The sequence below is a fragment of the Streptomyces sp. NRRL F-5123 genome (assembly GCF_000721495.1).
GTDB lineage: Bacteria > Actinomycetota > Actinomycetes > Streptomycetales > Streptomycetaceae > Actinacidiphila.
In genome coordinates, this window is record NZ_JOHY01000004.1 from 104,376 (window position 1) to 129,908 (window position 25,533).

The 25,533-nt window shown below is 73.7% G+C and carries 25 protein-coding genes and 1 pseudogene; 8 read left to right on the plus strand and 18 right to left on the minus strand.

Annotated features, from left to right (window positions below; all coding sequences use genetic code 11):
- Positions 1-117 precede the first annotated feature (117 nt).
- From IH54_RS0105490 to IH54_RS0105535, 10 genes are all read right to left on the minus strand, one after another.
- On the minus strand, positions 118-897 hold the full coding sequence (locus tag IH54_RS0105490; RefSeq protein WP_031513317.1) for a hypothetical protein: 780 nt from the start codon (positions 895-897) through the stop codon (positions 118-120).
- A gap of 205 nt (positions 898-1,102) precedes the next feature.
- Positions 1,103-2,311 carry an aromatic ring-hydroxylating oxygenase subunit alpha gene (locus tag IH54_RS0105495; protein WP_159011666.1) on the minus strand — a complete coding sequence of 403 codons (1,209 nt, stop codon included), beginning with the start codon at positions 2,309-2,311 and terminating at the stop codon, positions 1,103-1,105.
- Positions 2,308-2,994, minus strand: a complete 687-nt coding sequence (locus IH54_RS41395) for a flavin reductase family protein (protein ID WP_078861970.1) — start codon at positions 2,992-2,994, stop codon at positions 2,308-2,310. Before IH54_RS41395 ends, IH54_RS0105495 begins: the two co-directional genes overlap by 4 nt.
- A 95-nt stretch (positions 2,995-3,089) precedes the next feature.
- Positions 3,090-4,835, minus strand: a complete 1,746-nt coding sequence (locus tag IH54_RS0105505; protein ID WP_052397105.1) for an adenosylcobalamin-dependent ribonucleoside-diphosphate reductase — start codon at positions 4,833-4,835, stop codon at positions 3,090-3,092.
- Entirely contained in the window at positions 4,832-5,716 is an 885-nt protein-coding gene (locus tag IH54_RS0105510) for a hypothetical protein (protein WP_159011668.1), read from the minus strand. The genes IH54_RS0105505 and IH54_RS0105510 overlap by 4 nt, the downstream gene beginning before the upstream one ends.
- A 60-nt stretch (positions 5,717-5,776) precedes the next feature.
- Positions 5,777-6,793, minus strand: a complete 1,017-nt coding sequence (locus IH54_RS0105515; protein ID WP_052397106.1) for a polyprenyl synthetase family protein — start codon at positions 6,791-6,793, stop codon at positions 5,777-5,779.
- A gap of 84 nt (positions 6,794-6,877) precedes the next feature.
- Positions 6,878-8,068, minus strand: a complete 1,191-nt coding sequence (locus IH54_RS0105520; RefSeq protein WP_031513330.1) for an argininosuccinate synthase-related protein — start codon at positions 8,066-8,068, stop codon at positions 6,878-6,880.
- Positions 8,069-8,728: 660 nt separating this feature from the next.
- Complete coding sequence (locus tag IH54_RS0105525; RefSeq protein WP_031513332.1) at positions 8,729-9,376, minus strand: hypothetical protein; 648 nt, start codon at positions 9,374-9,376, stop codon at positions 8,729-8,731.
- A 157-nt stretch (positions 9,377-9,533) separates the two neighbouring features.
- Positions 9,534-11,612 (minus strand): NAD-dependent DNA ligase LigA, encoded by a 2,079-nt coding sequence (gene ligA / locus IH54_RS0105530; RefSeq protein WP_031513334.1) that lies wholly within the window; start codon positions 11,610-11,612, stop codon positions 9,534-9,536.
- Positions 11,613-11,676: 64 nt separating this feature from the next.
- Positions 11,677-12,285, minus strand: coding sequence for a CGNR zinc finger domain-containing protein (locus IH54_RS0105535; protein WP_063762212.1), 609 nt, complete (start codon positions 12,283-12,285; stop codon positions 11,677-11,679).
- Between the two features lie 27 nt (positions 12,286-12,312).
- On the opposite strand from IH54_RS0105535, the gene IH54_RS46590 reads away from it, so the two are divergent.
- From IH54_RS46590 to IH54_RS39345, 3 genes and pseudogenes are all read left to right on the plus strand, one after another.
- Positions 12,313-13,305, plus strand: coding sequence for a VOC family protein (locus tag IH54_RS46590; protein WP_107060109.1), 993 nt, complete (start codon positions 12,313-12,315; stop codon positions 13,303-13,305).
- A gap of 97 nt (positions 13,306-13,402) precedes the next feature.
- Positions 13,403-13,627: a cold-shock protein gene (locus IH54_RS0105550; protein WP_031513337.1), complete on the plus strand. Its 225-nt coding sequence runs from the start codon at positions 13,403-13,405 to the stop codon at positions 13,625-13,627.
- A gap of 90 nt (positions 13,628-13,717) precedes the next feature.
- Positions 13,718-14,220 (plus strand): annotated as a pseudogene (locus IH54_RS39345) (phosphotransferase).
- Positions 14,221-14,237: 17 nt separating this feature from the next.
- Here IH54_RS39345 and IH54_RS0105560 read toward each other — a convergent pair.
- The 3 genes from IH54_RS0105560 to IH54_RS0105570 form a co-directional block, all read right to left on the minus strand.
- Positions 14,238-14,639 carry a DUF3592 domain-containing protein gene (locus IH54_RS0105560; protein WP_031513339.1) on the minus strand — a complete coding sequence of 134 codons (402 nt, stop codon included), beginning with the start codon at positions 14,637-14,639 and terminating at the stop codon, positions 14,238-14,240.
- 357 nt (positions 14,640-14,996) lie between these two features.
- A complete protein-coding gene (locus IH54_RS39350) occupies positions 14,997-15,206 on the minus strand; it encodes a hypothetical protein (protein ID WP_043179893.1) in 210 nt (69 codons plus the stop codon).
- 102 nt (positions 15,207-15,308) lie between these two features.
- Positions 15,309-15,851, minus strand: coding sequence for an MOSC domain-containing protein (locus IH54_RS0105570; protein ID WP_031513341.1), 543 nt, complete (start codon positions 15,849-15,851; stop codon positions 15,309-15,311).
- Between the two features lie 112 nt (positions 15,852-15,963).
- Between IH54_RS0105570 and IH54_RS0105575 the strand changes: the two genes are divergently transcribed.
- Positions 15,964-16,464 carry an NUDIX domain-containing protein gene (locus IH54_RS0105575; protein ID WP_031513343.1) on the plus strand — a complete coding sequence of 167 codons (501 nt, stop codon included), beginning with the start codon at positions 15,964-15,966 and terminating at the stop codon, positions 16,462-16,464.
- 485 nt (positions 16,465-16,949) lie between these two features.
- On the opposite strand, the gene IH54_RS0105580 is transcribed toward IH54_RS0105575, so the two are convergent.
- Together IH54_RS0105580 and IH54_RS0105585 are read right to left on the minus strand one after the other, a co-directional pair.
- Positions 16,950-17,459, minus strand: coding sequence for an FBP domain-containing protein (locus IH54_RS0105580; protein WP_031513345.1), 510 nt, complete (start codon positions 17,457-17,459; stop codon positions 16,950-16,952).
- Between the two features lie 115 nt (positions 17,460-17,574).
- The gene (locus IH54_RS0105585; protein ID WP_031513346.1) at positions 17,575-18,453 is read right to left on the minus strand and encodes an NmrA family NAD(P)-binding protein; all 879 of its coding nucleotides are present in this window, start codon (positions 18,451-18,453) and stop codon (positions 17,575-17,577) included.
- A gap of 68 nt (positions 18,454-18,521) precedes the next feature.
- Between IH54_RS0105585 and IH54_RS0105590 the strand changes: the two genes are divergently transcribed.
- A complete protein-coding gene (locus IH54_RS0105590; RefSeq protein ID WP_031513348.1) occupies positions 18,522-19,136 on the plus strand; it encodes a TetR/AcrR family transcriptional regulator in 615 nt (204 codons plus the stop codon).
- A 79-nt stretch (positions 19,137-19,215) separates the two neighbouring features.
- Here IH54_RS0105590 and IH54_RS0105595 read toward each other — a convergent pair whose 3' ends face one another.
- Both IH54_RS0105595 and IH54_RS0105600 read right to left on the minus strand, forming a co-directional pair.
- Positions 19,216-19,644 (minus strand): Asp23/Gls24 family envelope stress response protein, encoded by a 429-nt coding sequence (locus IH54_RS0105595; RefSeq protein WP_031513350.1) that lies wholly within the window; start codon positions 19,642-19,644, stop codon positions 19,216-19,218.
- A gap of 178 nt (positions 19,645-19,822) precedes the next feature.
- A complete protein-coding gene (locus IH54_RS0105600) occupies positions 19,823-21,553 on the minus strand; it encodes a hypothetical protein (protein ID WP_031513352.1) in 1,731 nt (576 codons plus the stop codon).
- A 178-nt stretch (positions 21,554-21,731) separates the two neighbouring features.
- Between IH54_RS0105600 and IH54_RS0105605 the strand changes: the two genes are divergently transcribed.
- Complete coding sequence (locus IH54_RS0105605; RefSeq protein WP_031513354.1) at positions 21,732-21,962, plus strand: DUF6296 family protein; 231 nt, start codon at positions 21,732-21,734, stop codon at positions 21,960-21,962.
- Positions 21,963-21,993: 31 nt separating this feature from the next.
- Here IH54_RS0105605 and nhaA read toward each other — a convergent pair whose 3' ends face one another.
- Positions 21,994-23,901 (minus strand): Na+/H+ antiporter NhaA, encoded by a 1,908-nt coding sequence (gene nhaA, locus IH54_RS0105610; protein WP_031513355.1) that lies wholly within the window; start codon positions 23,899-23,901, stop codon positions 21,994-21,996.
- A gap of 156 nt (positions 23,902-24,057) precedes the next feature.
- Between nhaA and IH54_RS0105615 the strand changes: the two genes are divergently transcribed.
- Together IH54_RS0105615 and IH54_RS0105620 are read left to right on the plus strand one after the other, a co-directional pair.
- Positions 24,058-24,291 (plus strand): hypothetical protein, encoded by a 234-nt coding sequence (locus IH54_RS0105615; protein WP_031513357.1) that lies wholly within the window; start codon positions 24,058-24,060, stop codon positions 24,289-24,291.
- 27 nt (positions 24,292-24,318) lie between these two features.
- The gene (locus tag IH54_RS0105620; RefSeq protein WP_031513359.1) at positions 24,319-25,488 is read left to right on the plus strand and encodes an SPFH domain-containing protein; all 1,170 of its coding nucleotides are present in this window, start codon (positions 24,319-24,321) and stop codon (positions 25,486-25,488) included.
- Positions 25,489-25,533: the final 45 nt, after the last annotated feature.

Consider the following 25,533-nt stretch of genomic DNA (forward strand, 5'->3'; position numbering starts at 1 on the left):
CTCCGGTGTGCACGTGTGCCGCCTTTCTGCTGACGGTTGAAGCCCGCGGGACAAGGCATCGCACAGGCTGATGACGTGGGGTTCCGGCGGGAGGCCCGGCTCCGGGCGCAGCGGGGGTCAGCGCCGGAAGGCAGGGTGGCCGGTGACGATCCGCCGGGCCTCGGCGACGGTCTCGCTCTGCGGCCGGCCGTCCACCGGGATGACCTGCCAGCCCCATTCGGCAGCCGCGGAGCGGTACTGCTCGGCCATGTACGTCTGGAGCTCGATGTAGGAGTCGCGGTCCGAGCGGCCGGTGACGCTGTAGTCCTCCCCGAACCCGAGTCCGCCGGCCTGCCGGGTGCGCCAGTCGTAGGTGAGCGCGGGGTCCGCGTCCAGGAGAATCCCGAGGGTGGGCTGGAGGAAGGGGCTCGCGTACGCGGCCCGCACGGCCCCCACCAGTGCGTCGAGGCTCTCACGCGGGATGCTGCGCTCCGACTGCGGCATCTCGCCCGCCAGTTTGAGGACCTTCGTGACGTTCTTGAAGCCGAATCCGTCGGCGAGCGTCACCTTGCCCTCCGCCATGGCCGGCCGGATGAACTCCGCCTGCAGCAGGTAGTCGACGGCGAACTCGACGAGCGCGGACCCCACCAGCCCGGAAGGACGAGCCCCCTGGGGTGTGCCCGCGAGCGACTCCAGCATCGATGAGGAGGTGAATTCCGAATAAGCGCGGGGAATCTCCTGGTCGATCTTCCGGCCATCAGCCAGGCCGTCCGCGAAAAAGAGGCGCCAGGCCTCCACGTAAAGCTGCTCCAGGCTGATTCCCGGATAATCCGCCCCAGTCTCCTTGAGGGCGTTCTTCCAGTTCACCTCGACCACCGCGAAACCCTGCTGCTCGAGCGCGTCGCGCAGTGGCCCCATCAGAGATGTCTTTCCGGCCCCATCGATGCCAATCAACGCAATCGAAGCGCCTGCCACCAGGATGCCCCCACTCGGACTTCGAAGTGATCAAGTTCAAGAATTGATTCTTGCAGAGCCCCAATCCGGTGTCAAGACATTGACCCGACGAGGTGAGTGACCGTCAGGTCCCATATTTAGCGGTGCTTATGGCACTTTGCGGTCCGTATCACTCCCCCGCGCCCTCCCGCTCCGGGACACCGCCTTCCCTGCCGTCCACCGGCGCGCGGTCCTCACCCTCCGCGGCCTGCGCCAGGCTGTCGCGGAAGTAGTGCAGACCCGCTTCGTTGCGCCCGAACAGCAATTCCTGCGGCGCGCTCGCCAGCCCTCTCTGGACCGATTCCGCGGCAGCCACGTCCTCTGCGAGAACCTTGGAGAACAGGTCGATATTCGTGCGCAGTGCATCCGGTCTGAGCAGTCCGTCCCGCCGCGCCGTGTGCAGAACTCGCACCTCGCTCGACTCGTCGGTCAGCGGTTGTATCCGCAAGGTGGTCACGTGCCGCTTCTCCACGAAGACGAAAGTGGAGGGGAAGACGAAGTAGACCAGTGTGGCGTGCGGACGCAGCAGCCTCTGCTCCGGCGGGACGTCGCGCAGTTCGCGGATCTCCCGTTTGGGGGCGACGATCCGCACGTGCTCACCGAGCCGGTCGAAGAGGGCGACCTCGGGGACGAACACGTACTTCTGCATGTCGGGGTGCAGGCTGCGGAAGTGGTAGACCTCCAGGAAGCCCTCGACTCCCAGCTTCCAGTTGAACCGGCCGACGAGCCGGTCCGTGGCCCAGAGCGTGTCGTCCGCGAACCGGAAGGCCGACCAGTCCTCGTCCAGGTCCGCCAGACGGCCCCCGAGGGGATCCGCGAGCGGGCCGGGACCGCTCGGCCGCGGGGCCAGCCAGACGAAGCCGTAGCGCTCCACGACCGGAACCGGCAGCAGGTCGCGCCCCTCCAGGGCCGCCGGCGAGAAGCAGCGGTCCCGGTCGGGCACATGGGCCAGAGCCCCGTCCAGGCCGTAGCGCCAGGCGTGCGTGCGGCAGCTGAACCCCTTGGCTGCCGTACCGTCCTCGGCCTCGACCAGCTGCGCCCCCCGGTGCCGGCAGACGTTGAGGAAGGCCCGCACACCGCCGTCCGCTCCGCGGACGGCGAGGAGCGGACGGCCGTCGACACGGTCGGTGACGAAATCGCCCGCCGCGGCGAGCTGCGAGGAGTGGGCGAGGACCACCGGCCGCCGACGCAGGACCGTCCGCCGCTCGTGCTCCAGCCGTTCGGCGCCGGCATAGGTGTCCGCCGCCACGGTCCGCTCCGCCGGCGCGCGGTCGGTGGTGCCGTGCTCGATGTGGGCCAACAGCCGCGCCACGAGTGCCCGCTGCGTGGCTTCCCTCACTCCTGCCGCCCTCCCAGGCTGCGGTACTCGCGCATCTTCGCCTCGCGCTTGGCCGGGTCGTCGGTGAAGCGCTGGACGCCCAGGACGTCGCCCCGGGCGGCGTACACGCGGTTCAGGTACAGCAGGACCGGCATGTCCTCCAGCCGCACCTCGTCCTCGCCCAGCCACTCGTCGTCGATCGAGCACTCCGTCATCCGCCCGAGGACCACCTGGTGGGACGGCGGCACGTCCAGCCGGAGTTCGTGGCGGCCCAGGTTGCCGACGAGGGTGCACGCCATGGCGATCGGGCAGCTCGGCAGGTACGGCAGCCCGCTCTCGGGGAGCCGGGCCACTTCGAGACCCGCGTTCCGCAGCTTGTCCGGTTCCTTGCGCCAGGGCCGGGTGCCGGTGTAATCCGCGGCCTCCAGCCCGTCCTGGAGCGGCAGGTTCACGACGAACGAGCCGGTCCGCCGGATGTTCTTGTACGTCTGCCGGCGCGGTTTGATGCCCACGGCGAGGACGGCCGGGTCGAGGCAGACCACCCCGACCGCCGACATCGCCGACACGTCGACCTCGCCGTTCTCGTCCTCGGTGCTGAGCAGGACGACGGGCGAGGGCACGTAGAACGCGTTGGGCGGGACGGAGGTACGTCCCGTCGCACGTGCCGGGGCCGTCTCCGGCCCTGCCTCGGGAGAAAGTGACACTGCGGTTCACCACCTTGCGAATTGCCTCGGCGCCCTGCCCGGGCAGGGCCTGTGTTGCTGTGTGCGAGCGGGCCGGTGGGGCGCTCCGGGCCGCCTCACAGGTCCCCGGCCAGCAGCTGCCTGCTCTGCCGCGGCGGTTCCGGCTCCGGCCCGCCGTACGCCGCGGTCAGCAGGTCCCGGTCGCGCGAGCCCTCCCGGTACACCGACAGGCCCTTGCAGCCCAGCCGCCAGGCTTCGAGGAAGGTCTCCGAGACCTCCGCGGCGTCACAGCCGTGCGGGAGGTTGACCGTCTTGGACACCGCGTTGTCGGTGTACCGCTGCCAGCGGGCGACGGTGCGGACGTGCCAGGACCCCGGGATCGCGTGTGCGTAGCGGAAGGTGTCCAGGACTCCCTCCGGCAGGGGCAGTTCGGCCAGGGGCTTGTTGCGCAGCAGCGACAGGGCGTGCTCCCGGCTCAGACCGGCGTGCTGCGCGAGCTCGCGCAGCAGGTCCTCGTCGGCCCCAGCGACTCCGTCGGCGGTCAGGACGTCCTTGTTCCAGACGGGAGCGAACCTCGGCTCGATGCCGCTGGAGCAGCCGGCGACCATCGAGATCGTGCCCGTGGGCGCGATCGTGGTGATGGCGCAGTTCCTGGCGGGCACCCGCCGGCCGCTGTACTCCCAGTTGGGGTAGGTGCCGCGCTCCTGCGCGAGCTCCTCGCTGGCCGCCCACGCGGCGTCGCGGACGGTCGCGCCGAGGCGGTCGACCAGGTCCATCGCCTCTTCGGAGTCGTAGCGCACGCCCAGCCGCACCAGCAGGTCGGCGTAGCCCATGACGCCCAGTCCGAGCCTGCGGTTGGACTGGGCCATGCCGGTGATGCGCGGCTCCGGGTACCGGGAGGCGTCGATGGCGTTGTCGAGCAGGCGCACCGCGTCGCCGACCGTGGCGGCGAGGAGGTCCCAGTCCACCTCCCGGCGGCCGGACCGCAGCATCGCGGCCAGGTTCACCGACCCCAGGTTGCTCGCCTCGTACGGGTAGAGCGTCTGCTCGCCGCACGGGTTGGTGGTCCGGATGGGCCCCAGACGGCCGACGAGCGGGTTGGCCCGGTTGATGGCGCTGGTGAACAGCAGTCCGGGATCGCCGGTGCGCCAGGCGTTCTCGCAGATCCGCTGCCAGACGCGGGCCGCCTCGACGCGTCCGGTGACGGCACCGCTGTGCGGGCTGACGAGGTCGATCGTCCCGTCCGTCTCGACCGCCCGCATGAAATCGTCGTCCACGGCGACGGAGATGTTGAAGTTGTGCAGACGGCCCACCGTCCGCTTGGCGTCGACGAACTCCATGACGTCCGGGTGGTAGACCGACAGCGAGCCCAGGTTGGCGCCGCGCATCTTGCCGCCCGCGGCGACCACCGCGGTCTCGGCGTCGAACAGGCGCAGCCACGACACCGGTCCGCTGGCGCCGGCCGCCTCCGCGGTGCTGATGGGTGCGCCGCGCTCCCTCAGCCCGCTGAGGTCGAAGCCCGTGCCGCCGCCCGTCCGGTGGCATGCGGCCGCGATCTTCAGGGTCTCGAAGACGCTGTCGAAGGTGTCGGCGAGCGGCAGCACGAAGCAGGAGGCGAGCTGGGCCTGCCGGGTTCCGGTGTTGTTGAGGATGCGGCCCGACGGCCAGAACCGGTTCTCCTCCATCAGGGCCCGGAACCGGCCGGACCAGTGGCGCGCCCGCGCGTCCCCGCTGCCCGCGTAGCGCCGCTCGACCTCGCCGAGGGTGCCCGAGACGCGGTCCAGGAGCTCGTCCGCGGTCTCCACGCGCCTGTCCTCGCCGATACGACGGGCCAGCTTCGCCCTGAGCACATCGATGTTCACGATGTCGTCTCCACATCAGGTTTCGGTGCGGGTGCGGTACCGGCCTCCAGGAGCGCCCGGACCCGGTTGTCGCCGAGGACGGCGCGCAGGCCCTCCTCCGCGGTCTCGTGCTGGGGGCGCCCGTCGACGGGGAGCACGTGCCAGCCCCAGCGTTCCGCGGCCGCGCGGTACTCCGCGGCCAGGGCCCCCTGCAGGGCCAGGTAGCCGTCGCGGCCCGGACGGCCCGCGAAGTCCAGGTCCTCCCCCGCCCCGAGCCGGCCGTTCTGGTCCATGCGCCACCGGTAGGACAGCGCCGGGTCGGCGTCCAGCAGCAGGCCGACGTCCGGCTGCAGGAAGGGGTCGGAGAAGATCTCCGTCACCTGTCCGGCCAGGGACCGCAGCGTGCTCGCCGGGATCTCGCCGTCGGGCATCTGCTCGGCCAGCCGCAGGCACTTGAGGACGTTCTTGAGCCCGAAGCCGTCGTTGAGGGCCACCCCGCCGCGGGCGACGACCGGTGCGGCCACCGCGCTCCGGAGCAGGTAGTGCCCGGCGAGCTCGACCAGGGCGGAGGCGACCACTCCGGACTGGTGCGCCCGGCCCCCGGCCTCCCCGATCCGGCGCGGCAGCTCGGACGCGCCGAAGTCGGCGAACAGCCGCGGGATCGCCTCGTCCACCGGGGCGTCGTCGATCGTGCGGCCCGCGTAGAACAACCGCCATCCCTCGACACCGAGTTGCTCGATGCTGGTCCGCGGGTAGCCGGCCGGAAGGGCGGCGACGGCCCCTGCCCAGGTGACGTCCACGACCTCGGCGCCGCGGGCGGTCAGCTCCTCGCGCAGCGCGCGGGCGAGCGTGCTCTTGCCCGCTCCGTCGATGCCCATCAGGGCGAGAGATATGCCTGGCAACACGATTCCCCTCTGCCTCCACGTGGATGTCGGTGGCGGCGCCGCGGGCCGCCCCGGCGGTCAGCGCGCCACGTCGTCGGGCAACCCCATCGCCGCCAGTTCCTCGAGGTGTACGCGCACATCGTCGGCGAGGGGGAGTTCGGCGAGCGCGGCGAGCGCCTGCTCGACCATCCGCCTGGCCAGCGCGTCCGTCCACTCCCGGCCGCCCGCCGCGTCGATCAGCCGGGTGGCCGCCTCGACGTCCCGCTGCGTCAGGCCGCCCTCGCGGGCGAGGACCTCGCGCAGCCGGGGCCCGTGCGCGGGGTCGTTGAGCGCCACGGCGATCGGCAGCGTGCCCTTGCGCGCCCGGACGTCGAACCCCCGGGGGCGCCCTCCGGTCTGGTCGGGCGTGCCCCAGATCCCGAGCATGTCGTCACGCGCCTGGAACGCCACGCCGACGGCCTGCCCGAACTCGGCGAGGCGATCGACGACGCGGCTGTCGGCGCCCACCAGGACCGCCCCTATCGAGGTGGCGCAGCGCAGCAGCGAGCTGGTCTTGGACTGCGTCATCGCCATCGACTCGTCGACGGTGTAGTCCAGCCGCCGCTCGAACGTCATGTCCAGGGTCTGCCCGGCCAGCATCCTCGCGGAGGTGTCCAGGACGAGGTCGACGGCGGCCAGCCGGGCGGGCGTGGGGCTCTCCAGCAGGACCTGCTGGGCGAGCGTCAGCAGCGCGGTCCCGGCGCAGATCGCCTGTCCCTGGCCGAACACGACCCACGCGGTCTCCCGCTGGCGCCTGAACCGGTCGCCGTCCATCACGTCGTCGACGAGGAAGGCCCAGTTGTTCAGGAACTCCACCGCCAGCGCGCCGGGCAGCGCCTCCGCGATCTCCCCGCCGCCCGCACGGGCCGAGAGGAAGGCCAGGGCCGGCCGGACGGACTTGCTGCCGCGCCGCTGCACGGGCCGGCCCTCGGCGTCCCGCCAGCCCATGTGGTAGTCGACCACCCGCTGGATCTCCGGAGAGAGCTGCGACAAGGCCTTCTCCATCGCAGGAGTGACGAGGGCCCGGGCCTCGCCGAGGATCTCGGGAATCTTCACGTGCTTCCTCATTCCTGGCCTTGCGGCTGTCGGACGACCACGGAAGGTACGCGGGGCGCACGGGACGTGCCGTGGCCCGTCTGCTCACGCCCCTGACGTCAGCAGGCCGAGTTCCTCCTGGATCGAGGACTTCTCCCAGTGCTCGCGGTCGCGCACGTACCGCGGTCTGGCGGCGACGACGGACGTGGTGTTCGCTCCGGCCTGCGACAGGTGCCAGCGCACCGTGCCCGAGACGGCGGGTGCCGTGGACGCGATGAACGCCTGGCAGGCGGCGTGCAGTTCACCGAACCAGCGGCCCTCCAGCGCTTCGCGCACCCACAGCTGCTCGATGTGCAGCTTCTCGCGGATGAGTTCCGCGTCGAGCGTCGCGCTCTCCAGCACCCGGTGGGACCGCAGCAGGAGCCAGGCCGCAGGGGTCTCGCGGACCTCCAGGACCTTGGCGCCGCCGGGGAGGTGCTCCAGCCCGCTGCTGCGGCCGAGGCCGTGCCGGCCGACCCGCCGGTTCAGCCGGGCGACCAGCGCCGCCAGGGGCAGCTCCTCGCCGTCGACGGCCACCGGGACCCCGCCGCGCAGGGAGATCTCGATGCCGTCGTCGCGCCGGTCCGCGTCCGGCACGCTCCAGCGGTACAGGTCCTCGGGCACCGCGTGGGACTCGGGGTCGTCGAGGTAGCCGGACTCGAACTCGCGGCACCACAGGTTCGAGTCCCCGCTGACGACCCTCGCGGCCACCACGTCCAGACCCAGGGTCTTCAGCTCCCGCATCTTCTCGTCCCGGTCGACCGGCTCCAGGTCGTAGGGGCTGCCGTAGTCCCCGGCGAAGCCGAGCAGTTCCAGGGCGCCGTTGAGCCGCCGCAGGCTGTTCTGCGAACGGTTGGCGGTGTGCAGGACCGTCGGCGCGCCGAGGTGCTCGGCCTTCTCCATCGCGATCCTCGCGATGAGGGGCCGGCTGAGCGAGGAGCTGATCGGGTGCGTGTCCAGGTAGACCGCGTGCGCCGCGATGGCCGGGGCGACGAACTCGTCGGCGAACAGGTCGCGGGCGTCGACGGTGTGGAGGTGGACTCCCAGGGTGTCGGCGATGTCCGTCAGTTCCGGCGCCTCGTCACCGCCGAGGTCCACGCTGAGCGCGTGCACCTCGTCCACCCCCGCCTGCCGCAGCCGGTACAGCAGGTAGGTGCTGTCCAGGCCGCCGCTGAAAAGTGTCACGACGGGTCGGCGCTGGTCAATTTCGCCCTTTTCTATCTGGCGAAAGGAGCGAATGAGGCCACGGTTTCCCAATTCACTGACTCCCCGTCGTCACCGCGTACCACGTATATCCGAAGGGCCCACCCCCAGAAGATACACCAGATGTTCAACTTCACCAGGGGATAGCGCCCCGGGATTTCACCGGAGCCAGTTTCACCCGTATTGCTCCAATCGCTTCCAATCGCTGGAATACGTCGGACTGCCCATGCTTACGCACCTTCAGCCCCGAAAAGTGAGCCCCTGCCGCGCCGGACAGCCGCGGTGAATCCCGGCGCCACGTGCGGCCTCCGGTCGCGGCGGGGATTCGCGGGCGACACGGCCCCCGCGCGCGGCGACCGAATTCCGCGACGTGCCGCCACAGACACGCCGACCCGGCGCCGACGGCCACGAACCGCGGTATGCGCCACGTGCCGCGCTCCGCGAACCCGCGTAATTCCGTATAGGGCGGCGCCTCGGACCGGGAAATAGAAGGGGCATCCCGAGAACACTGGGACCGGGGCACGCACCGCACCCCGCGCCGCCGCCGGGCAGGAATTCCGCTTTCCCCGCGGAGGCGTGCCCGAGCCGGGGCCGGCGGCAGGGCTGCGGTGTGGATCAGGCGACTGCCCTAGCAGGGACTGCAGTTGCGTTGCCGAGGGGACGTCCGCTGCGTGAAGACGGACCGGTCCTTCGACGTGAACCGCCCCGGCGCGGTCACCAGTGCGCCTGGCCGCCCAGGCTCCCGGTGAGCGCGCGGACCTGTTTCGCGGTCAGCTTCGTGCCGCGCTCGTCCTGGCCGGTGCCGCACGAGACCATCAGCGCCACGCTGTCGCTGCCCGCGCCACGCAACCGGACGAGGGCGACGTTGCCGGTCGGGGTGACGACCGGGGTGCCGGCGGGAGCTTTCTGCAGCGCGCCGAGATAGGCCGTCAGCTGGCCCGAGGACATTTCTGCGTTCCGCTGGATCAGCGGGGCCAGCAGGGCGGCGGCACTGCCCTTCTCGGCGGCGACGGTCTCGACGGACACCTCCTCCGGGCCCAGCGTGTAGTCGCACTCCACGTCGGTGGCGTGCGCGGTACTGAGCACGGCGTCCTTGTCGGCGTCCTCCGGCAGGTCGACGGACGCGGAGACCGGGCTCGCGGACCCGGGCACGTGCGCGGCCGACGCCGCCTTGTCCAGGTCGTAGTCCAGCGGGCACCGCCGGGAATCCCCGGCCGCCGAGCGCACCTTGTCGTGCAGGCCGGCCTGCGACAGGGCGGACGGCTTGCCGTCACCCGAACACCCGGCGAGCACGGCCGCGGCTGCCACGGCGGCCGCCGCCGCGACGGCGTGCCTCCCCCACCGGCGGACATGTATGGTCATCAGCCCTCCCCCTCTGGCCGGAAACCGCCATCCTAGAGGGAGGCCGCACGCCGCCGCAGCGCTCGCCCGCCGGACGCGCGGCCCTGCGCCCCGGGCCGGGGAACTGCCTCCGCGGCCGGTCGGCTTCGCAGCGAGGCGCTCGTGACCCCCGGCTGTGTCAGGAGAGGTAGTCGGCGACCAGGTCGGCGAACTCCTCCGGGGTGAGGACCTGGACGCCGAGCTGTTCTGCCTTGGCGGCCTTGCTGCTGAGCTTGCCGTTCGCGGCGGGGGCGGCGACGAGGTAGGCGGTCTCGGCGGTGACGGTGTCGCCGGCCCTGCCGCCGGCCCGTTCGACGAGGTCCTTCACGCCGGTGCGGCTGAGGGCTGCGAGCGGGCCGGTCATCCTGCCGGTGACCACGACCTTCTTCGGGCGGCCGTCCTCGGCGGTCAGCGGGCCGTCGACCGCGGAATCGCCGGCCGGTTCGCTCATGGTGGCGCCGGCCGCGATCATCTTGTCGATGACCGGGGCGAGTTCGGCTATCTGCGCGACGATGCCGGGAGCCTTCTCCGGGCCGATGCCGTCGACGTCCTGGAACGCCTCCGCCGTCGCGGCGCGCACGGCTTCCATGGTGCGGAAGTGGGCCGCGATGCGCTGGGACAGGCGGCGCCCGGTGTTGGTGATGCCCAACGCGCACAGCTGCCGGCTGAGCGGCTTGGCCTTCGCGGCCCGGATCTGCTCGGCAAGCTTGGCGCCCCGCTTGTCGCTCCCGGCGGCCTCGGAGAGGGTCGCCAGGTCGAGGGTGTAGAGGTCGGCGATGTCGGTGACGGCGCCGGAGTCGACGAGCCAGGTGACGTACGTCCTGCCCAGGCCGTCGATGTCGAGGCAGTCGCGCTGCGCGGCGTATCCGATGAGCGCGGGCAGCCGGCAGGCGGCGCCCTTGACGCAGCGCCAGCGCTCCTGGCTCCTGTCGATGTCGCTGCCGCAGTTCGGGCAGGCCTCGGGCAGCGGCACCTCGACCGCGTCCGCGGGGCGCAGCTGGACGACGGCTGCCTGCACGCGCGGGATGATGTCGCCCGCCTTGTAGACCGTGACCGTGTCGCCGAGGTGGAGGTCGCGGCGGCGGATGTCCGCGGGGTTGTGCAGCGTGGCGTACTCGACGGTGCTGCCGTCGATCTCGACGGGCTCCAGCCGCCCGCGGGGCGCGATCACGCCCGTACGGCCGACGTTCCACTCGACGTCCAGCAGCACCGTGGTGCGCTCGACCGCGGGCAGTTTGAAGGCGATCGCCCAGTGCGGGAAGCGCGAGCCGGAGCCTGCGGCCCGCTGCTCGGCGGCGGCGTCGGCCTTGACGACCACGCCGTCGATGCCGAAGGGCAGCGCCTGCCGCAGCGCCTGGATCTCCTCGATCCGCCGCTGCGCCTCCTCGACGGTGCCGACGCGGCGTATCGCGGCCGGATTCTCGCGCGTGGTCTGCACTCCGGCCGCGGAGACCAGGGCCAGTACCTCGCTGTGCGAGGCGCCCTCGGGCAGGAAGGTGCCGCCGTCGAGGTCGACGGCGCCGTACGCCCAGAAGGTCATGGCCAGCCGGTAGGGGCGGTCCTTGGCGCGCAGCGTGCCGGAGGCGCCGTTGCGCGGGTTGCGGAACACCGTGGCGCCGTGCTGGACGCGGATGTCGTTGGCGCGCTCGAACTGCTCCTGCGTGAAGAGCACTTCACCGCGCACCTCGACCGTGCACGCCGTCCCGAGCGACTCCGGCAGGCCGTCGATGGTGCCGATGACATGGCTGACGTCCTCGCCGAACCGGCCGTCGCCGCGGGTGACCACCTGGACCAGGCGCCCGTCGCGGTAGCGGGCGGCTATCGCCGCGCCGTCCAGCTTGGGCTCCACGGTGAAGCCGCCCTCGACCGGGCGCCCCAGGCGGCGCTGCAGCCCGTCGCCCCACGCGACCAGCTGCTCGGCGGAGAAGACGTTGTCCAGCGACAGCATCGGCACACCGTGCGCGACGTCACCGACCGGCGCGGCCCCGGCGGCGACCTGGGTGGTCGGGGAGTCGGGCGCGGCCTCTTCCGGATGGGCCTGCTCGTACGCCGCGAGCGCCAGCAGCAACTGGTCGTAGGCGGCGTCGTCCAGCACGCTCTCGGCCGCGAAGTCGCCGTCGCCGCCGTAGTAGGCGCGGGCGGCCTCGCGTACGCGGGCGATGGCGTCGCGGTACTGGGCAGGGGTGGCCAACGCCTCTACGGCGGGAGTTGTCGTCATGCCCACTATTTTTGCGTGAGGGTCTGACATTGATGCCGGGCTCTGCCGCCGGCCGGGAGCCGGCTCAGCCCTCCGGTGCCGCGGCGCGCCTGCGGCGGTACGCGGCGGCGCGGTCCTTGCCGCCGCAGGCCGCGCTGGAGCACCAGCGGCGGCGCCCCGGGCGGCTGGTGTCGACGAACAGCAGCGCGCACTCCGGGCTCGCGCACTCGCGCACCCGGGCCGCGGCCGGGCCGGAGAAGAGGTCGACGGCGTCGCGGGCCACCGTGCTGAGGGCCGCCTGCTGCCCGCGCGCGGCCGGCAGGGTCAGCCGCCCGGTGCCGCCGCTCAGGACGGGCACCAGCGGTGGCGCGGCCGCGGCGGCGTTGACGGCGGCCTCGTCCGCGGGCGAGGGGGCCTGCCCGGCGATCACCGCGCGCGCGAGGCGGTGGACGGCCTCGCGCAGCACCCGGGCGGCTTCCAGGCCGGACCCGGTGACGTCGGGCGGCTCCCGGAGCAGCCCCGCCTCGCAGTACCAACGGGCCAGGTCCGACGGTTCGCGCAGCCGCTCGTACCGGCCGCGCCAGCGCTCGCCGACCGTGGCGACGAAAGCCAGGCACAGGCGGCCGGAGCGGAAGTTGAAGCGCAGTTCCCCGGCGGGCACATCCTCGCCCGTGTCGCTTGCCTCGGCGTTCACGTCACGACTATAACTCGTGACATGGTCATGAGCCGGAACGAACCGCAGCCCGACCGGGCACGTATCGAGGACTTCCTGCGCGAGCGGGGCGCCGACCGCATCCCCCACCCCGGCGGCACGCTGCTGGCGCACCTGGGCCGGGTCGAGCGGATGCTGGACGAGTGGGGCGCCGGCCCCGACGTGCGGACGGCGGGGCTGTGCCACGCCGCGTACGGGACGGACGGCTTCGACGAGGCACTGATCGGCACCGGCGAGCGCGCCCGGCTCGCGGCGCTCGTCGGCGAACGCGCGGAAGAGCTGGTCCACTTCTACGCGAGCTGCGACCGCTCCGCGGTCTACCCGCAGCTCGGCCAGGGCTCCCCCGTCGTCTTCCGGGACCGCTTCTCCGGCGCCGAGGGCGTCCCCGCCGAAGCCGACCTGCGGGCCCTGATGGAGATCACCGCCGCGAACGAACTCGACCTGGTCGAGCACAACGCCGACCTCGCGGCCCGCTACGGCCCCGATCTCGCCGACCTGTTCACCCGCTCCCGCGGCCTGCTGTCCGCGCCCGCCCAGGAGGCCTGCACACGGCTGCTCGGCCGCTACGGAGCCGGTCCCGTGACCGGGCCGCTGGTCGGCGGGCTGGACCACCTCGTGCTGACCGTCGCCGACGTCGAGGCCGGCATTGCCTTCTACGAACGCGTCCTCGGCATGCGGCCGGTCACCTTCGGCGACGGGCGGCGCGCGCTGGCCTTCGGCACCGTCAAGATCAACCTGCACCCGGCGGGCCGTGAACTCCTCCCGCACGCCGCCCGGCCGACCCCGGGCAGCGCCGACCTGTGCCTGGTCACCCCCTACCCGCAGGCCCGGGTCCTGGAGCACCTGGCCGCGTGCGGCGTCCCCGTCGAGGCGGGCCCCGTGCCGCGTACGGGCGCGCTCGGGCCCTTCACCAGCACCTATCTGCGCGACCCCGACGGCAACCTGGTCGAGATCAGTAGCTACCCGCAGGAACAGGGGCACCAGGCCGCGCCGGGGAGTTGAGCGGGAGCAGCGCGCCGGGCGGCGGGTGGGAAGGTGGGGGTGCCCGGTGCGGGGAATTCGGGCGCGCGGGCGGGGGCGGGCTCGTAGGGTTGCTCCCATGGTGATCGCGACGGTCCGTGAGTGGAGTGACGAGGCCGGCTGGGGGGTGCTCGACTCGACCGAGACGCCCGGAGGGTGCTTCGGGCACTACTCGAACATCCGGATGACCGGATTCCGCACGCTGTCGCCGGGGCAGCGGGTCGAACTGGTCTGGGAGGACCCCGGCGGCAAGCAGGACGGCTACGACTACCGCGCGGTGAGCATCGTGCCGCTGGCCGACTGACCGCAGGGCGGCGCGGGTGTGACGGCGCGGGCGCTGGGGGGCTGCGGGGTGGGCGGGTCCGGTTCCGCGGTGGTGCTGGTCACCGGGGTGATGGCGTCGGGGAGGTCCACCGTCGCCCAGTTGCCGGCCGAGCGGCTCCCGCGGTCGGTGCATCTGCGCGGTGACGGCTTCCGGCGGATGTCGTGTCCGGGCGGGAGGAGTTCACGCCGGAGCCGACGCCCGGGGCCGCGGCGCAGTTGCTGCCGCGCCACCAGGCCTCGGCGGCGGTTGCGGACCTGTACGCGCGGGCGGGGTGGACCGTGGTCGTCCAGGACGTCGTCCCCGGCGAACACCTCGGCTTCTTCCGCGACGCCGTGACGACCGGGCCGCTCTACCTGGTGGTGCTCGCCCCGACGGCGGAAGCGGTCGCGGCACGCGAGGTCGGGCGGCCGGAGGACGGCTACGACGGGGGCTGGACGGTCGGGCTGCTCGACGAGGAGCTGCGGGCGCGGACGCCGCGCCGCGGACTGTGGCCGGACACCTCGGACCTGACGCCCGAGCAGGCGGTGGACGCGGTCCTGGGCGGACTGGACGAGCCGCGTGTCGCCGGGTGACCCCCTCCCGCGGGGACTCAGACGACGGCCAGGGACCAGACCAGCAGGGCGGTGCCCAGCAGGAAAAGCATGATCGAGCCGCCGTCCAGGGCGCCGAGGAGCCGGTAGCGGTCGTACGGCTCGTAGGGGCGGGCCGGGTCGACCACGACGGTCATCGCGCCGCCGGTCGGACCGGGCCTGCCGGAGGCGTTGACGAGGGAGGACACGATGGCGCGCCCCTCGATGTGGTACCGGACGACGGGGGTGAGGGTGTAGCGGCCGGCGTTCGCGGTCGGCCCGCTGTCGTTGCCGACCACGTCGGCCTGGAGCTCCAGGCCGCTGCGGCGGGCCCGTATGCAGCGCGCCCCGTGCAGGGCGGCCCGTACCGTACCGAAGGCGCCGGTCAGGAAAGCGGCGGCGGCGACCGCGACGAAGATCATGGCGGCCATCCTGGCGCACACGGCGCGCCGCCTGCCAGCGGTCGGAGGCGGTTCACAGGAAGGGCCGCGGGCCCGGCGCCGCGGGGGTGCGCCGGGCCCGCGGCCCGGACGGGGAGGCGGGATCAGACGGGCTGCCAGAGGGCCGGGACGTTGGGGGCAGGGGCCGGATCCGTCATCCGCACCCGAGGCCCGATCCCCTGCCCGGGCCCGGTCCGGTCCCTGGCGCTGCCTGCAAAGCTACGCACCCCGCTGCCGCCGGGCGAGGGACCGTCCTTCCCACTCGTGGTGCTTTTCACCTGCCCCTGCTGGTCCCGGGGCTGCCGACCGCCCGCCGGTACGGGGCAGCTGGCGGCGCCGTCAGTGGATCCAGGTGAGCAGGAAGATCACGGCCGACCCCACGACGAGGAGCAGCACGGCGCCGGCTCTCCCGCCCCTGCCCGTCCCGCCGCCGCGCCCTCCGCCGGAATACCCGCCGTCACCGCCGGACGCGCCGTGGTGGTGGTGATGATGGCCGTGGTGGTGGCCGTGGTCGCTGTGGCCCGCGTCGCCGTGCCCGCCGCCGTCCATGGAGCCCCTCTCGCCGGTGGCGGTGTCCCGCCCGTGCAGAGCAGGACGCCCGTGGCGCGGCGGCGGTTCGGCGGGCGGGGCCGGCGGTCCGGGCGGGGGTGGTCAGACGGGCGCGAGAGGCCGGTGCGGGGCGGCCGGGAGGTGGGCGGTGACCGGGTCGCCGGGGTGGACGGTGCCGCCTTCGCGGACGACGCTCATGACGCCGGCCTTGCGGACGACGTTGCCGTCCGCGTCGTGGCCGACCACCTGCTTGAGCAGGCCGTGCTGGAAGTCGTCGATCTGGCGGCAGGGGTTGCGCAGGCCGGTGACCTCCACGACGGCGGTGTCGCCGATGTGCAGGAGGGTGCCGGCCGGGAGGCCGAGGAGGTCGAGGCCGGAGGTGGTGATGTTCTCGCCGAGTTGGCCGGGGGCGACGGTGAAGCCGTCGCCGGCGACCTCGGCGAAGAGCTCCTCGTGGATGAGGTGGACCTGGCGCAGGTTCGGCTGGGAGGGGTCCTGGGCGACGCGCGAGCGGTGCCTGACGGTCACGCCGGCGTGCGCGTCGCCCTCCACGCCGAGCCCGGCGATCAGCCGGATCCCGTCGCGGTTTGGCTTGGTGAACGTGTACTCGCCGCTTGCACTGACCGCGACGACGCTTCCGCGCATCTTCGGGAACCTCCTGCTCCGTGACCGGCGCCTCGCCCGGCCGACGGTCCCATCCTGCCGCAGCGGCGGCAGCCGCCCGCAGCCGGTCCCCGTGGGCGGCTATCGTGGCCGGATGCCGCCGGTGAATCTGCGTCACGCCGTCCGCGCGCTCCTGTTCGACGAGGGGGGCGGTCGGATACTGCTGTGCCGGTTCGCCTTCGTACGGGCGGGCGGGACGCTCGTGGTGTGGGCCGCGCCGGGCGGGGGTGTCGAGCGCGGGGAGACGAGCCTCGACGCGCTGCGCCGGGAGCTGCGCGAGGAGGTGGGGTTCGCCCTCGAGGGGGAGCCGCCGCACGTCTGGCACCAGGTGGTGGTGGATCCCGCGCACGCACCGGGGTACGACGGCGTGGTCAACGACTACTTCCTCGTCCGCACCCCGCACTTCGCCCCGCGCGGCGCCCTGACGGACGAGCAGCTCGCCGCGGAGAACGTCACCGGGCTGCGGTGGTGGCACCCCGAGGACATCCGCGGCTACCGCGGCAGCGACGTCTTCTCCCCTCGGGACCTGGGCGGGCTGCTCGCCCGGCTCGACGCGGGCGGCCTTCCGGGGACGCCGGTGCCCGTCGGCCTGTGAGGGGGCCGGGGCGCCTCACGTCGGACGCCGGGAGGGTACGTGCCCGCCTCCGCGCCTCCGTGCGGCAGGTGGACGGGAGAGCACGCCGGCTGGATGGATGGGGCTGGTTGAAGTCGCTGTCCACCGCGAGTCCTCGTGTGCTCCCCCTGACGGGGAATCTACCGGCCGCCGGGCCGCCCGTACGCCCGGCGCGGGCCTCCGGGCCCCGCTTCCACCCGATCCGGGGAGCCCGCGGGCACGCGGCTGACGCCGCAGGTCAACGTGGCGCTGCGCAGGCGACCCGGGCGCCGGGCCGCGCCGGCGCGGATCGGTGACGCAGTTCGGGCGGTTAGGTCGGGCGACCCGGACGGCGGCGCGGGCCACCGCCCAGGCACCCGCCCCCGACCGCCCGGCCCGGCCGCACCGTTCACACGCCCCACGCCCCACGCCGCCCGGCGGCCCGAGGCAGGCCCCGCGGACCCCTCGCCCGGCCGGAGGCGCACCACTCACGCCGCCCGCGCGGTGACCTTCGCCAGGAAGGCGTCGAGGTTGCGGCGCGTGCGGTCGATCTGCTCCTCCAGCGTGAGGGTCTCCTCCATACGGCGGATCAGCACCGAGGTCTTCTTCCCGCGGATGTAGAGCGAGCACGCCAGGTCCGCGCACATGTAGAGGGCGACCGTGTTGCCCTGTCGTCCGGCGGCGCCCGCGAGGGGGGCCGCGAGGAGGTCGACGCCGCCGCCGGAGTGGCCGGTCAGGCACAGGCCGCACAGGCTGCTGCGCATCAGGTTGCGCCGGGCGCCGGGGGCGACCCGCAGGGTGAGGCCCACCGGCCTGCCGCCGGGGGTGGGGGCGACGAGGTACGCGCGGTCGGGGGCGCCCGGGTCCCGCCAGCCCACGAAGTCCAGGTCCGCCCAGGGCAGGGCGGGCAGATCCCGCGGGAGGTTGATGCGCCCCGCCTCGCCCTTGGTGCAGTTGACGAAGGAGGTGCGCAGCTCGGCGTCGGTCAGGGGGTCCATACGGCCGACGCTACCGGCCCGCCGCGGTCGGCCTCGAACGGTTTTCGGTCCGGCCGGCCGCCCGTCGTCCCCGGTCGGAGCGTACGGGCGGCGGGGTTCCGCGGTCCGGGGAGCCTCAGGCCAGGGCGGGGCGCAGCACCTCGCGGCACCACTGGCGGAAGGTCGTGGGGGTGGTGGCGGCCCGGTCGGGGTAGGGCTCGGCGTCGTAGAGTCCGGCGTCGACGGCGGCGGACATGTCGACGAGGCCCTGGGCCCAGGCGCGGGTCGTGCCGTGCTCGGTCATCGAGGCGACGAGGGCCTCGCCGGGGATCTGCCGGTAGGCGACCGGGCGGCCCAGCTCCTCGGTCATGATGCCCGCCATGTCGTCGGGCGACAGGTCCTCGGGGCCGGGCACCGCGACGCTCTTCTGGCCCGTCCAGTCCGGGTCGAGCAGCAGCCCGGCGGCGACGGCGGCGATGTCGCGGGTGGCGACGGTCGGGGACTTCCGGTCGGCGGGCAGCGTGCCGAAGAACAGGCCCTGATCCCTTATCGGTCCGAGCTGCCGGAGGGTGTTCTCCATGAAGCCGGGCATGCCGAGCGACCGGTAGTGCACTCCGGTGCTCTCCACGAGGTGGTCCATCGCGAAGGCGGCGGAGATCTGCCCGGCGTTGCGGCCGACCGCACGGCCGAGGCTGGACACCGCGACGACGCGGCGCACGCCCTGTGCGGCGATCGCGTCGCACAGTGGGAGGGTGAAGTCCACGACGTGGGCGTGGATGCTGGCGGCCCGCGGGTCGGGCGGCAGCACCCACAGCACGGTGTCGGCGCCGGTGAGCGCCTCGGCGAGGGCGGCGGGGTCGTTGGTCGCCCCCTTGACGACTTCGGCGTGCTCGTGGACCGCGGCGGGCAGCCGGGAGGGGTCGCGGGCGACGACCCGGACCGGGGCGCCTGCGCGGATGACGTGCTCAAGGGCCTGGTGGCCGATACTTCCGGTGGGTGTGGTGACGACGATCATGTCGGACTCCTCGACCTCGACTCAAGTAAACTCTACCGTACCGTTTACTTTGCTGCACAGGAGGGCGCATGGCAAGGCGCGGCGACGAACTTCGGGATCACATCCTGTTCACGGCCAAGAACGTCTTCCTGGAAACGGGCTTCGAACGCACCTCGATGGACCAGCTGGCCGCCCGCGCCGAGACGTCCAAGCGCACGCTCTACGCGCACTTCGAGAGCAAGGACAAACTCTTCCTCGCCGTCGTCGACCTGGTGCGGGAGCTGTATCTCGACCGGCTCGGCACGCCGGGCGACTACGCCGAGGAGCCCGCGGAGGCCGCGGCGCTCTACTGCGGGCGGTTCCTGCAGACGCTGCTGTGGGAGCCCACCTTGCGGATGTGCCGGATGGGCATCGCCGAGGCCGAGCGGCTTCCGGAGGCCTCGGCCCGCTACCACGACGCGGTCTTCGGCTCGATGCACGTGCGGCTGGCCGGCTTCCTCGGCGAGAGCTACGGGCTCGCGCCGGGCGAGGCGGACCGGATCGCGTACGACGTGGTCGCCCGCACCGTCCACCCGCGCTTCCTGCGCGGCCTGTTCGGCATGGAGCCGGTGGCCGCCGAGCGGCCCGAGGCGGCGACGATCGCCGCCGACGTGGACCTCGCGCCGATCCGCGCCGCCCTCGCGGCCACGCTGCCGGCCGGCTGACGCCGCTGCCGGGCCCCGCGCACGCCGCGGGCCCGGCGCACCAGGTGCGGCCGGGCCCGGGAGGGGCGTGCGCGGGGCGTCAGCGGACGCGGGCCTCGGACTCCTCGTCCGACTCCTCGCCGGGGATGTAGACGTCGCGGACGCCGATGTTGATCTCGACGACCTCCAGGCCCGTCATGCGCTCGACGGCGTTGGCGACGTGCGAGCGTATCTGGGTGGCGGCGTCGGCGATCTCGGTTCCGTAGAGGACCACGACGTCCAGGTCGACCGCGGCCTGCTTCTCGCCGACCTCGACCTTGACACCGCGGGTGAAGTCGGTGGAGCGCGACACCGTGTCGCGTACGGCGCCCATCGCGCGGGAGGCTCCGCCGCCCAACCTGTGGACTCCGTCGACCTCGCGGGCGGCGATACCGGCGATGGTGGCCACCACGGAGTCCGCGATGGTGGTCTTGCCGCCGACGTCGCTGCGGTGGCTGGAGACGGACCGGGAGGGGTTGTCGGTTGCCATGGAAATCCCCTTACGTGGGAAGGGCGGCGGGCGGCGGGTCCGCCGGGGCCGTACCGCGGGCGGCACCCCCGCGGGCGGGCCTACGGGCGCGCTCCGGCGCTTCGGCCCTCTCGTTCCACTGTGCGACCGGCGCCCGGGACGCGCCACTTCGCGCGGCGGTGCCCGGCCGCCCGCCGCCTCACCCGGCGGTGACCTCCAGCAGCCCCGTGCCGCCCTGCTCGCCGGTGCGCACCCCGATGCGGGCCTGCGGTGCGGCGCCCCGGGGCAGCGCCGCGAGGTGGTCGTGCACCACCGAGGCCGCGACCGGCGCGGTCGCCCACCACGGCCGCTCCCCCGGGCCCGACCACGCCGCCCGCAGCAGCCGCCCGTCGCGCAGCACGAGCAGCGCGCCGCCCGCCGGCTGCTCGACGGCCAGCAGCGCGAGGCCCGGGCGGCGCCGCAGGAGCGCGGCCCAGGCGTCCCGCCCCGCCGCCGCGAGCGGGCGTCCGGACGGGACGGCCACCACGTCCGCGGAGTCCGTCCACCGCGCGTCGGGGTGGTCGGCGTCGGCCACCAGGTGCGCCCCGGCCAGGTGCCGCTCGGCCGCGGGCCGCTGCAGGGCGGCGGGGTAGCGGCGTACGCGGGCGTACCCGTCCCGCTGCGGCGCGGACGCGTAGACCGGTGGCTGCGCCGGGAAGGACGGCCGCACGGTGGCCTCGGGCAGCGGGACCATGCGCGGCGCCGCGGGGAGTTCGGGCTCCGGCAGGCCCAGCCGCTGGTAGAACAGCCGGCGCAGCAGCGCCGCCGACTCCCCCGGCCGGGAGGTGGCGGCGGCCCGCAGCTCGCGCAGCGCGGCGCTGCCCGGCTGGCGCGCGGCGGCGTCGGTGAGCTGCGCCCGCACCCCGGCGTGCGGCGCGAGCCGGGGCAGCAGCTCGCCGAGCCGGGCCATCGGCGACCGGGCGTCGACCTTGCCGGCGGCGAAGGCGCCGAGGACGGTGGGCAGCCCGAGCGCGACGCCGTACAGCGTCAGCGAGCCGTGGTCGCCGATCAGCGCGTCGGCGGCCAGCAGCGCGGCCTTCCACGTCTCGCTGTCGGGGACGGGGAGGATCAGGCCGTGCTCGGTCAGCGGCGCGAGCCAGTTCTGCATCTGCCACGCGCCGTGCCCGTACCAGGCGTTGGGGTGCACCGCGGCGAGCACCCGGTACTCGTCGAGCGGCAGCTCCGCCAGGGCGCGGCGCAGCGCGGTGCGGTCCGGGTCGTCGTCCGCGACGACGGAGCCCGCGCCCCAGGTCGAGGAGACCACCACGAGCTGCTGTCCCGGCCGTACGCCCAGGGCGCGCCGGTAGTCGGCGCGGAAGGGCAGGCCCGCCCGCAGCTGGTCCGCGCACGGGTCGCCGGCGACCACCGCGACCGGCAGGGCCTGCGGGCAGGTGTCCGACAGCCGCGCGCGCTGCTCCTCGTGCGACAGCACGATCGCCGCCGGGACGACCTGCCCGCCGTGCATCAGCCACTGCGGCGACAGGCCGAACGGCACCGGCTCGCCGCCCGCCGGCGCCAGCAGCTTGCCGTACCCGGCGCCGTGCGGCGCGCCGATCAGCGGGGCGCGTAAACCGTGCAGGTCGCCGCCTCTGCTGGTGGCGATGGCGAGGTCGAAGGCACCGGTCCTGGCCCGCTCCCACGGGACCTGGAGCATCCCGCGGGCGGTGAGGAAATCCGCCGTGCCCTCGTCCAGCGCCGACGACCCGGTGCAGGTGAAGACGGTCTGGACGCGCGGGTCGCCGGCGAAGGCGGCCAGCAGGTCCAGCAGCCGGGTCGCGGACGTCACGTTGTGCACGATCCTCAGCACGGTCCGCCGCGCCCGCACACTCAGCCAGCGGTCGGCGTCCGCCCGCAGCGGCAGGGGCAGCTCCCGCTCCGTGCTCCCCGCCACCGCCCACCCACTTCTCGGTCCGACCGTCGTACCGGCCAGACGATACGCTCCCGGTCCGGCGGGCCACGGCCCGGTCCTGACGGCCTCCGCACCCCTCATCCGCGCGCCCGCCGCGCGCCCGCCGCGCGGATGAGGGACGATGGAAGGGACCGGCGTGCCCATGCCCGGAGGTGGAGCCATGGACTTTCCGGAGACCTACGAGCTGGTCTTCCACGCAGCAGCGGTGGAGGACGACGCGGTGCTCGTGCACCGCACCGACCGGTCAGGCGCCGGCGGCTACCCGATCTACCAGGACGAGACCGGCATAGTGCGCGCCGAGATCAGCACGGACGGCGAGGTCCGGATGGTCGCCAGCGGCGGCCACCAGACCCCGGACGCCCCGCTCGCCGTCCGCCCCGTGCCGCGCTGAGACGACCCCCCGACCTCCCGACCTCCTGACGTCAGCACTCCGACCCGGGCCACGCGCCGTCGATGAGGACGGCGCGGTCCCGGGCCGCGACGACGGCTGCCGACAGGCTCTGGATGTCGTACGCCCCGTGGTGACGCCGCCCGTTGACGAAGAAGGTCGGCGTGCCCGCGACCCCGCTGAGGTCGGCCGACTCGACGTCCAACTCCACCCGCGCCGCGCCCCGGCGGCCGCGCAGCGCCTCGCGGAAGGCGTCCACGTCCAGGCCCAGGTCCTGGGCGTGCCGCAGCAGGTCCTTGACGCCCAGCTCCTCCTGATGGGTGATCAGCAGGTCGCGCATCTCCCAGAAGGCGCCCTGGAGCGCGGCGGCCTCCGCCGCCTCGGCCGCGAGCTGCGCGTGCGGGTGGACGTCGGGCAGCGGCAGGTGCCGCCAGACGTAGCGGATGTCGCCGAAGTCCGCCAGCAGTTCGCGCACCACCTGCTCGGCCTGGCCGCAGAACGGGCACTCGAAGTCGCCGTACTCCACGACCGTCACGGGCGCGTCGAGCGGACCGCGGACGTGGTCGCGGTCGGGGTCGACGGGCTCGGCCAGGTCGACGACCGACTCGGCGGTGCCGAGCAGCGCCCTGGCCCGCCGCGCCTTCGGCAGCCGCGCGGTGACCAGCGCGACCAGCGACGTCGACAGCATCGCGAAGACGACCGCGCTGAGCACCCCGATCTTGGCCTGCTCCAGCTGCCGCCCGTCGAAGGCGAGCGTCGCGATGAGCAGCGAGACGGTGAAGCCGATGCCCGCGATGGTGCCGCCGCCGGCCACGGCCGCCCAGCCCACCGGCGGCTTCATCCGGCCCCGGCTGAGCCGCTCGGCGGCGAAGGACGCGCCGAGGATGCCGAGGGGCTTGCCGAGCCCGTAGCCGAGCAGGATGCCCAGCGTGATCGGCGAGGTGAAGGCGCTGGACAGCAGCGACCCGTTGATCTCGATCCCGGCGTTGGCGAGCGCGAACAGCGGCACGATCGCGTAGCTGCTCCACGGGTGGTAGAGGCGCTGCAGGCGGTCGTTGGGCGACAGGGCCAGCGCGATGCCCTGCCGGGCCTCGCGCTCCAGCTCGGCAGTGGGCTGCTCGCGGAAGGACCGGAAGAGCCCGCTGGCGCGCTCCAGGGCGTCGCGCGGCGCGGGGTAGGCGTACGACATCAGGCCCATGATCAGGCCGACGACCACCGGGTCCACCCCGGAGTGCACGAACGCCACCCAGGCCACGATGCCCAGCACCGCGTACACCCCGCCGCGGCGGGTGCCGGTGCGGCGGACGAAGCCGGCCACGAGCAGCACGCCCGCCCCGACGAGGAGCGGCGTCCACGACACCTTCTCGCTGTAGGCCACGGCGATCACCGCGAGGGCGAGGAAGTCGTCGACGACGGCCACGGTGAGGATGAAGGTGTGCAGCCGGCGCGGGAAGCGCGAGCCCAGCAGGGCCAGCATGCCCAGCGCGAAGGCGGTGTCGGTCGACATCGCCGCGCCCCAGCCGTGCGCGGAGGGGCCGCCGGCGTTGACGCCCAGGTAGATCGCCACCGGGACGGCCATGCCGCTCAGCCCGCACAGCAGCGGCAGCGGGATCCGCTTGCGGTCGCGCAGCTCGCCCATGTCGAACTCGCGGCGCGCCTCGAGGCCGACGACGAGGAAGAACAGCGTCATCAGGCCACTGTTGACCCACTCGCGCAGGTCCATGTCGACGCCGTGCGAGCCGAGCCGCACCGACAGCCGGGTCTCCCAGAAGGAGGCGTAGCCGTCCGGCGCGATGTTCACCCAGGCGAGGGCCGCGAGCGTCCCGGCCAGCAGCACCGCGGCGCTGCCCGATTCGGTGCGGATGAACGCCCAGGGTGACGAGACCCCTGATTCGTCCCGCTCGGTCCGACCCGTCAGGGGGGTGGTGAAGCCCCGGAACATCCAGCCTCCCGCTCGTTGCGTGTATGGGCGCAACCCTGGCACATTACGGCAGCCAGGGGCTTCGGGGCGGCACGTGGTGGGAGGATGGAGCGGGCCGGACACGCGGACGACCGCGGGAACGGCGGCGGAAGGACGACGAGGGGGGCGCGGCCGGTGGTGGCGCGGGACGAGGCCGTGATCGGCTGCATCGGGGAATTGCTGCTCGGCACCCGGGGAACCGCGGGGCCCGGTGAGGTACTCGTACGTGTCAGGGGCGGCACCGAGACCTTCCTCGCGTGGTCGGACACACCGCTGGAGCGGGGCAGCCGGGTGCTGGTGGTGGATTCCCGCGGCAGCCGGCAGGTCGACGTGATCGAGTGGGCCGATCCGTTCGACGCCCCGTCCGGCTGAGCCGCGCAGACGAAGGAGTAGGTGGAGATGTTCGGTTACCGCGTTCCCGATCCGGACGAGGCGATGCTGATCTCGGGGGGCCGCCGTGGGCTCGGCGGCGCGCCGTTCCGGGTGGTCACCGGGCACGGCAAGTTCGTGCTGCCGGTCTTCCGCAAGACCCGGTTCCTGACCCTGGCGATGTGCGAGGCGGAGGTCTCCGAGACCTGCGTGACCCGGCAGGGCATCGCGCTGACGGTGAAGGCCGTCATCGCCTTCAAGGTCGGCAACGACCACGAGAGCATCGTCAACGCCGGGCAGCGCTTCCTGTCCGACCAGGACCAGATGTCGGTCCTCACCGGCCGGATCTTCGCAGGACACCTGCGGTCCATCATCGGCTCGATGACGGTCGAGGAGATCGTCACCGAGCGGCAGAAGCTGGCGACCGAGGTGCTGGAGACGTCCAAGACCGAGATGGCCAAGATCGGCCTGACGGTGGACTCGCTGCAGATCCAGTCCATCGACGACGGCAAGACCGGCTACATCGAGGCGATGGCCGCGCCGCACAAGGCCGCCATCCAGCGGCAGGCGCAGATCGCCCAGGCGCAGGCCACGCAGGCCGCCGTCGAGGCGCAGCAGGCCGCGGCGCGCAACCAGGCGGAGTACGCCCGGCAGACCGCGGTGGTGCAGGCGGAGTTCAACGCGCAGGTCGACCGCGCCCAGGCGCAGGCGGCGCAGGCCGGGCCGCTCGCGCAGGCGCACGCCCAGCAGGAGGTCATCGCGGCGCAGACCGAACTGGCGCTGCGCGCGGCCGAGCTGCGCCAGCAGCAGCTGGTCGCCGAGATCGTCAAGCCCGCGGAGGCGGAGGCCGAGCGGATCCGGGTGCTGGCCGTCGCCGACGCCGAGCGGATGCGGATCCAGGCGGCTGCGGCCGCGTCGCACGACCGGGTCGCGCTGGAGCGGATGATCATCGACCAGCTGCCGCAGATCGTCAAGGAGGCCGCCACCGGACTGCAGGGCGCCAACGTCAACGTCCTCAACGGGGCCGACGGCCTCGGCGAGATCGCGGCGGGGCTCGTCGGCCAGGGTCTGACGATCCTGGACTCGGTCCGCAAGAACCTGCGCGCCGACGGCGCGCCCGCCGCTCCCCGGCCGTCGGCCGAGGTGGAGGTGCGCGGCAAGGGCCCGGACGGGGCGGACGGCCGGGTCGACATCGACTGAGCGCGCCCGCACGCCCGTACGCCGTCCGGCCCCCGGGCCGGACGG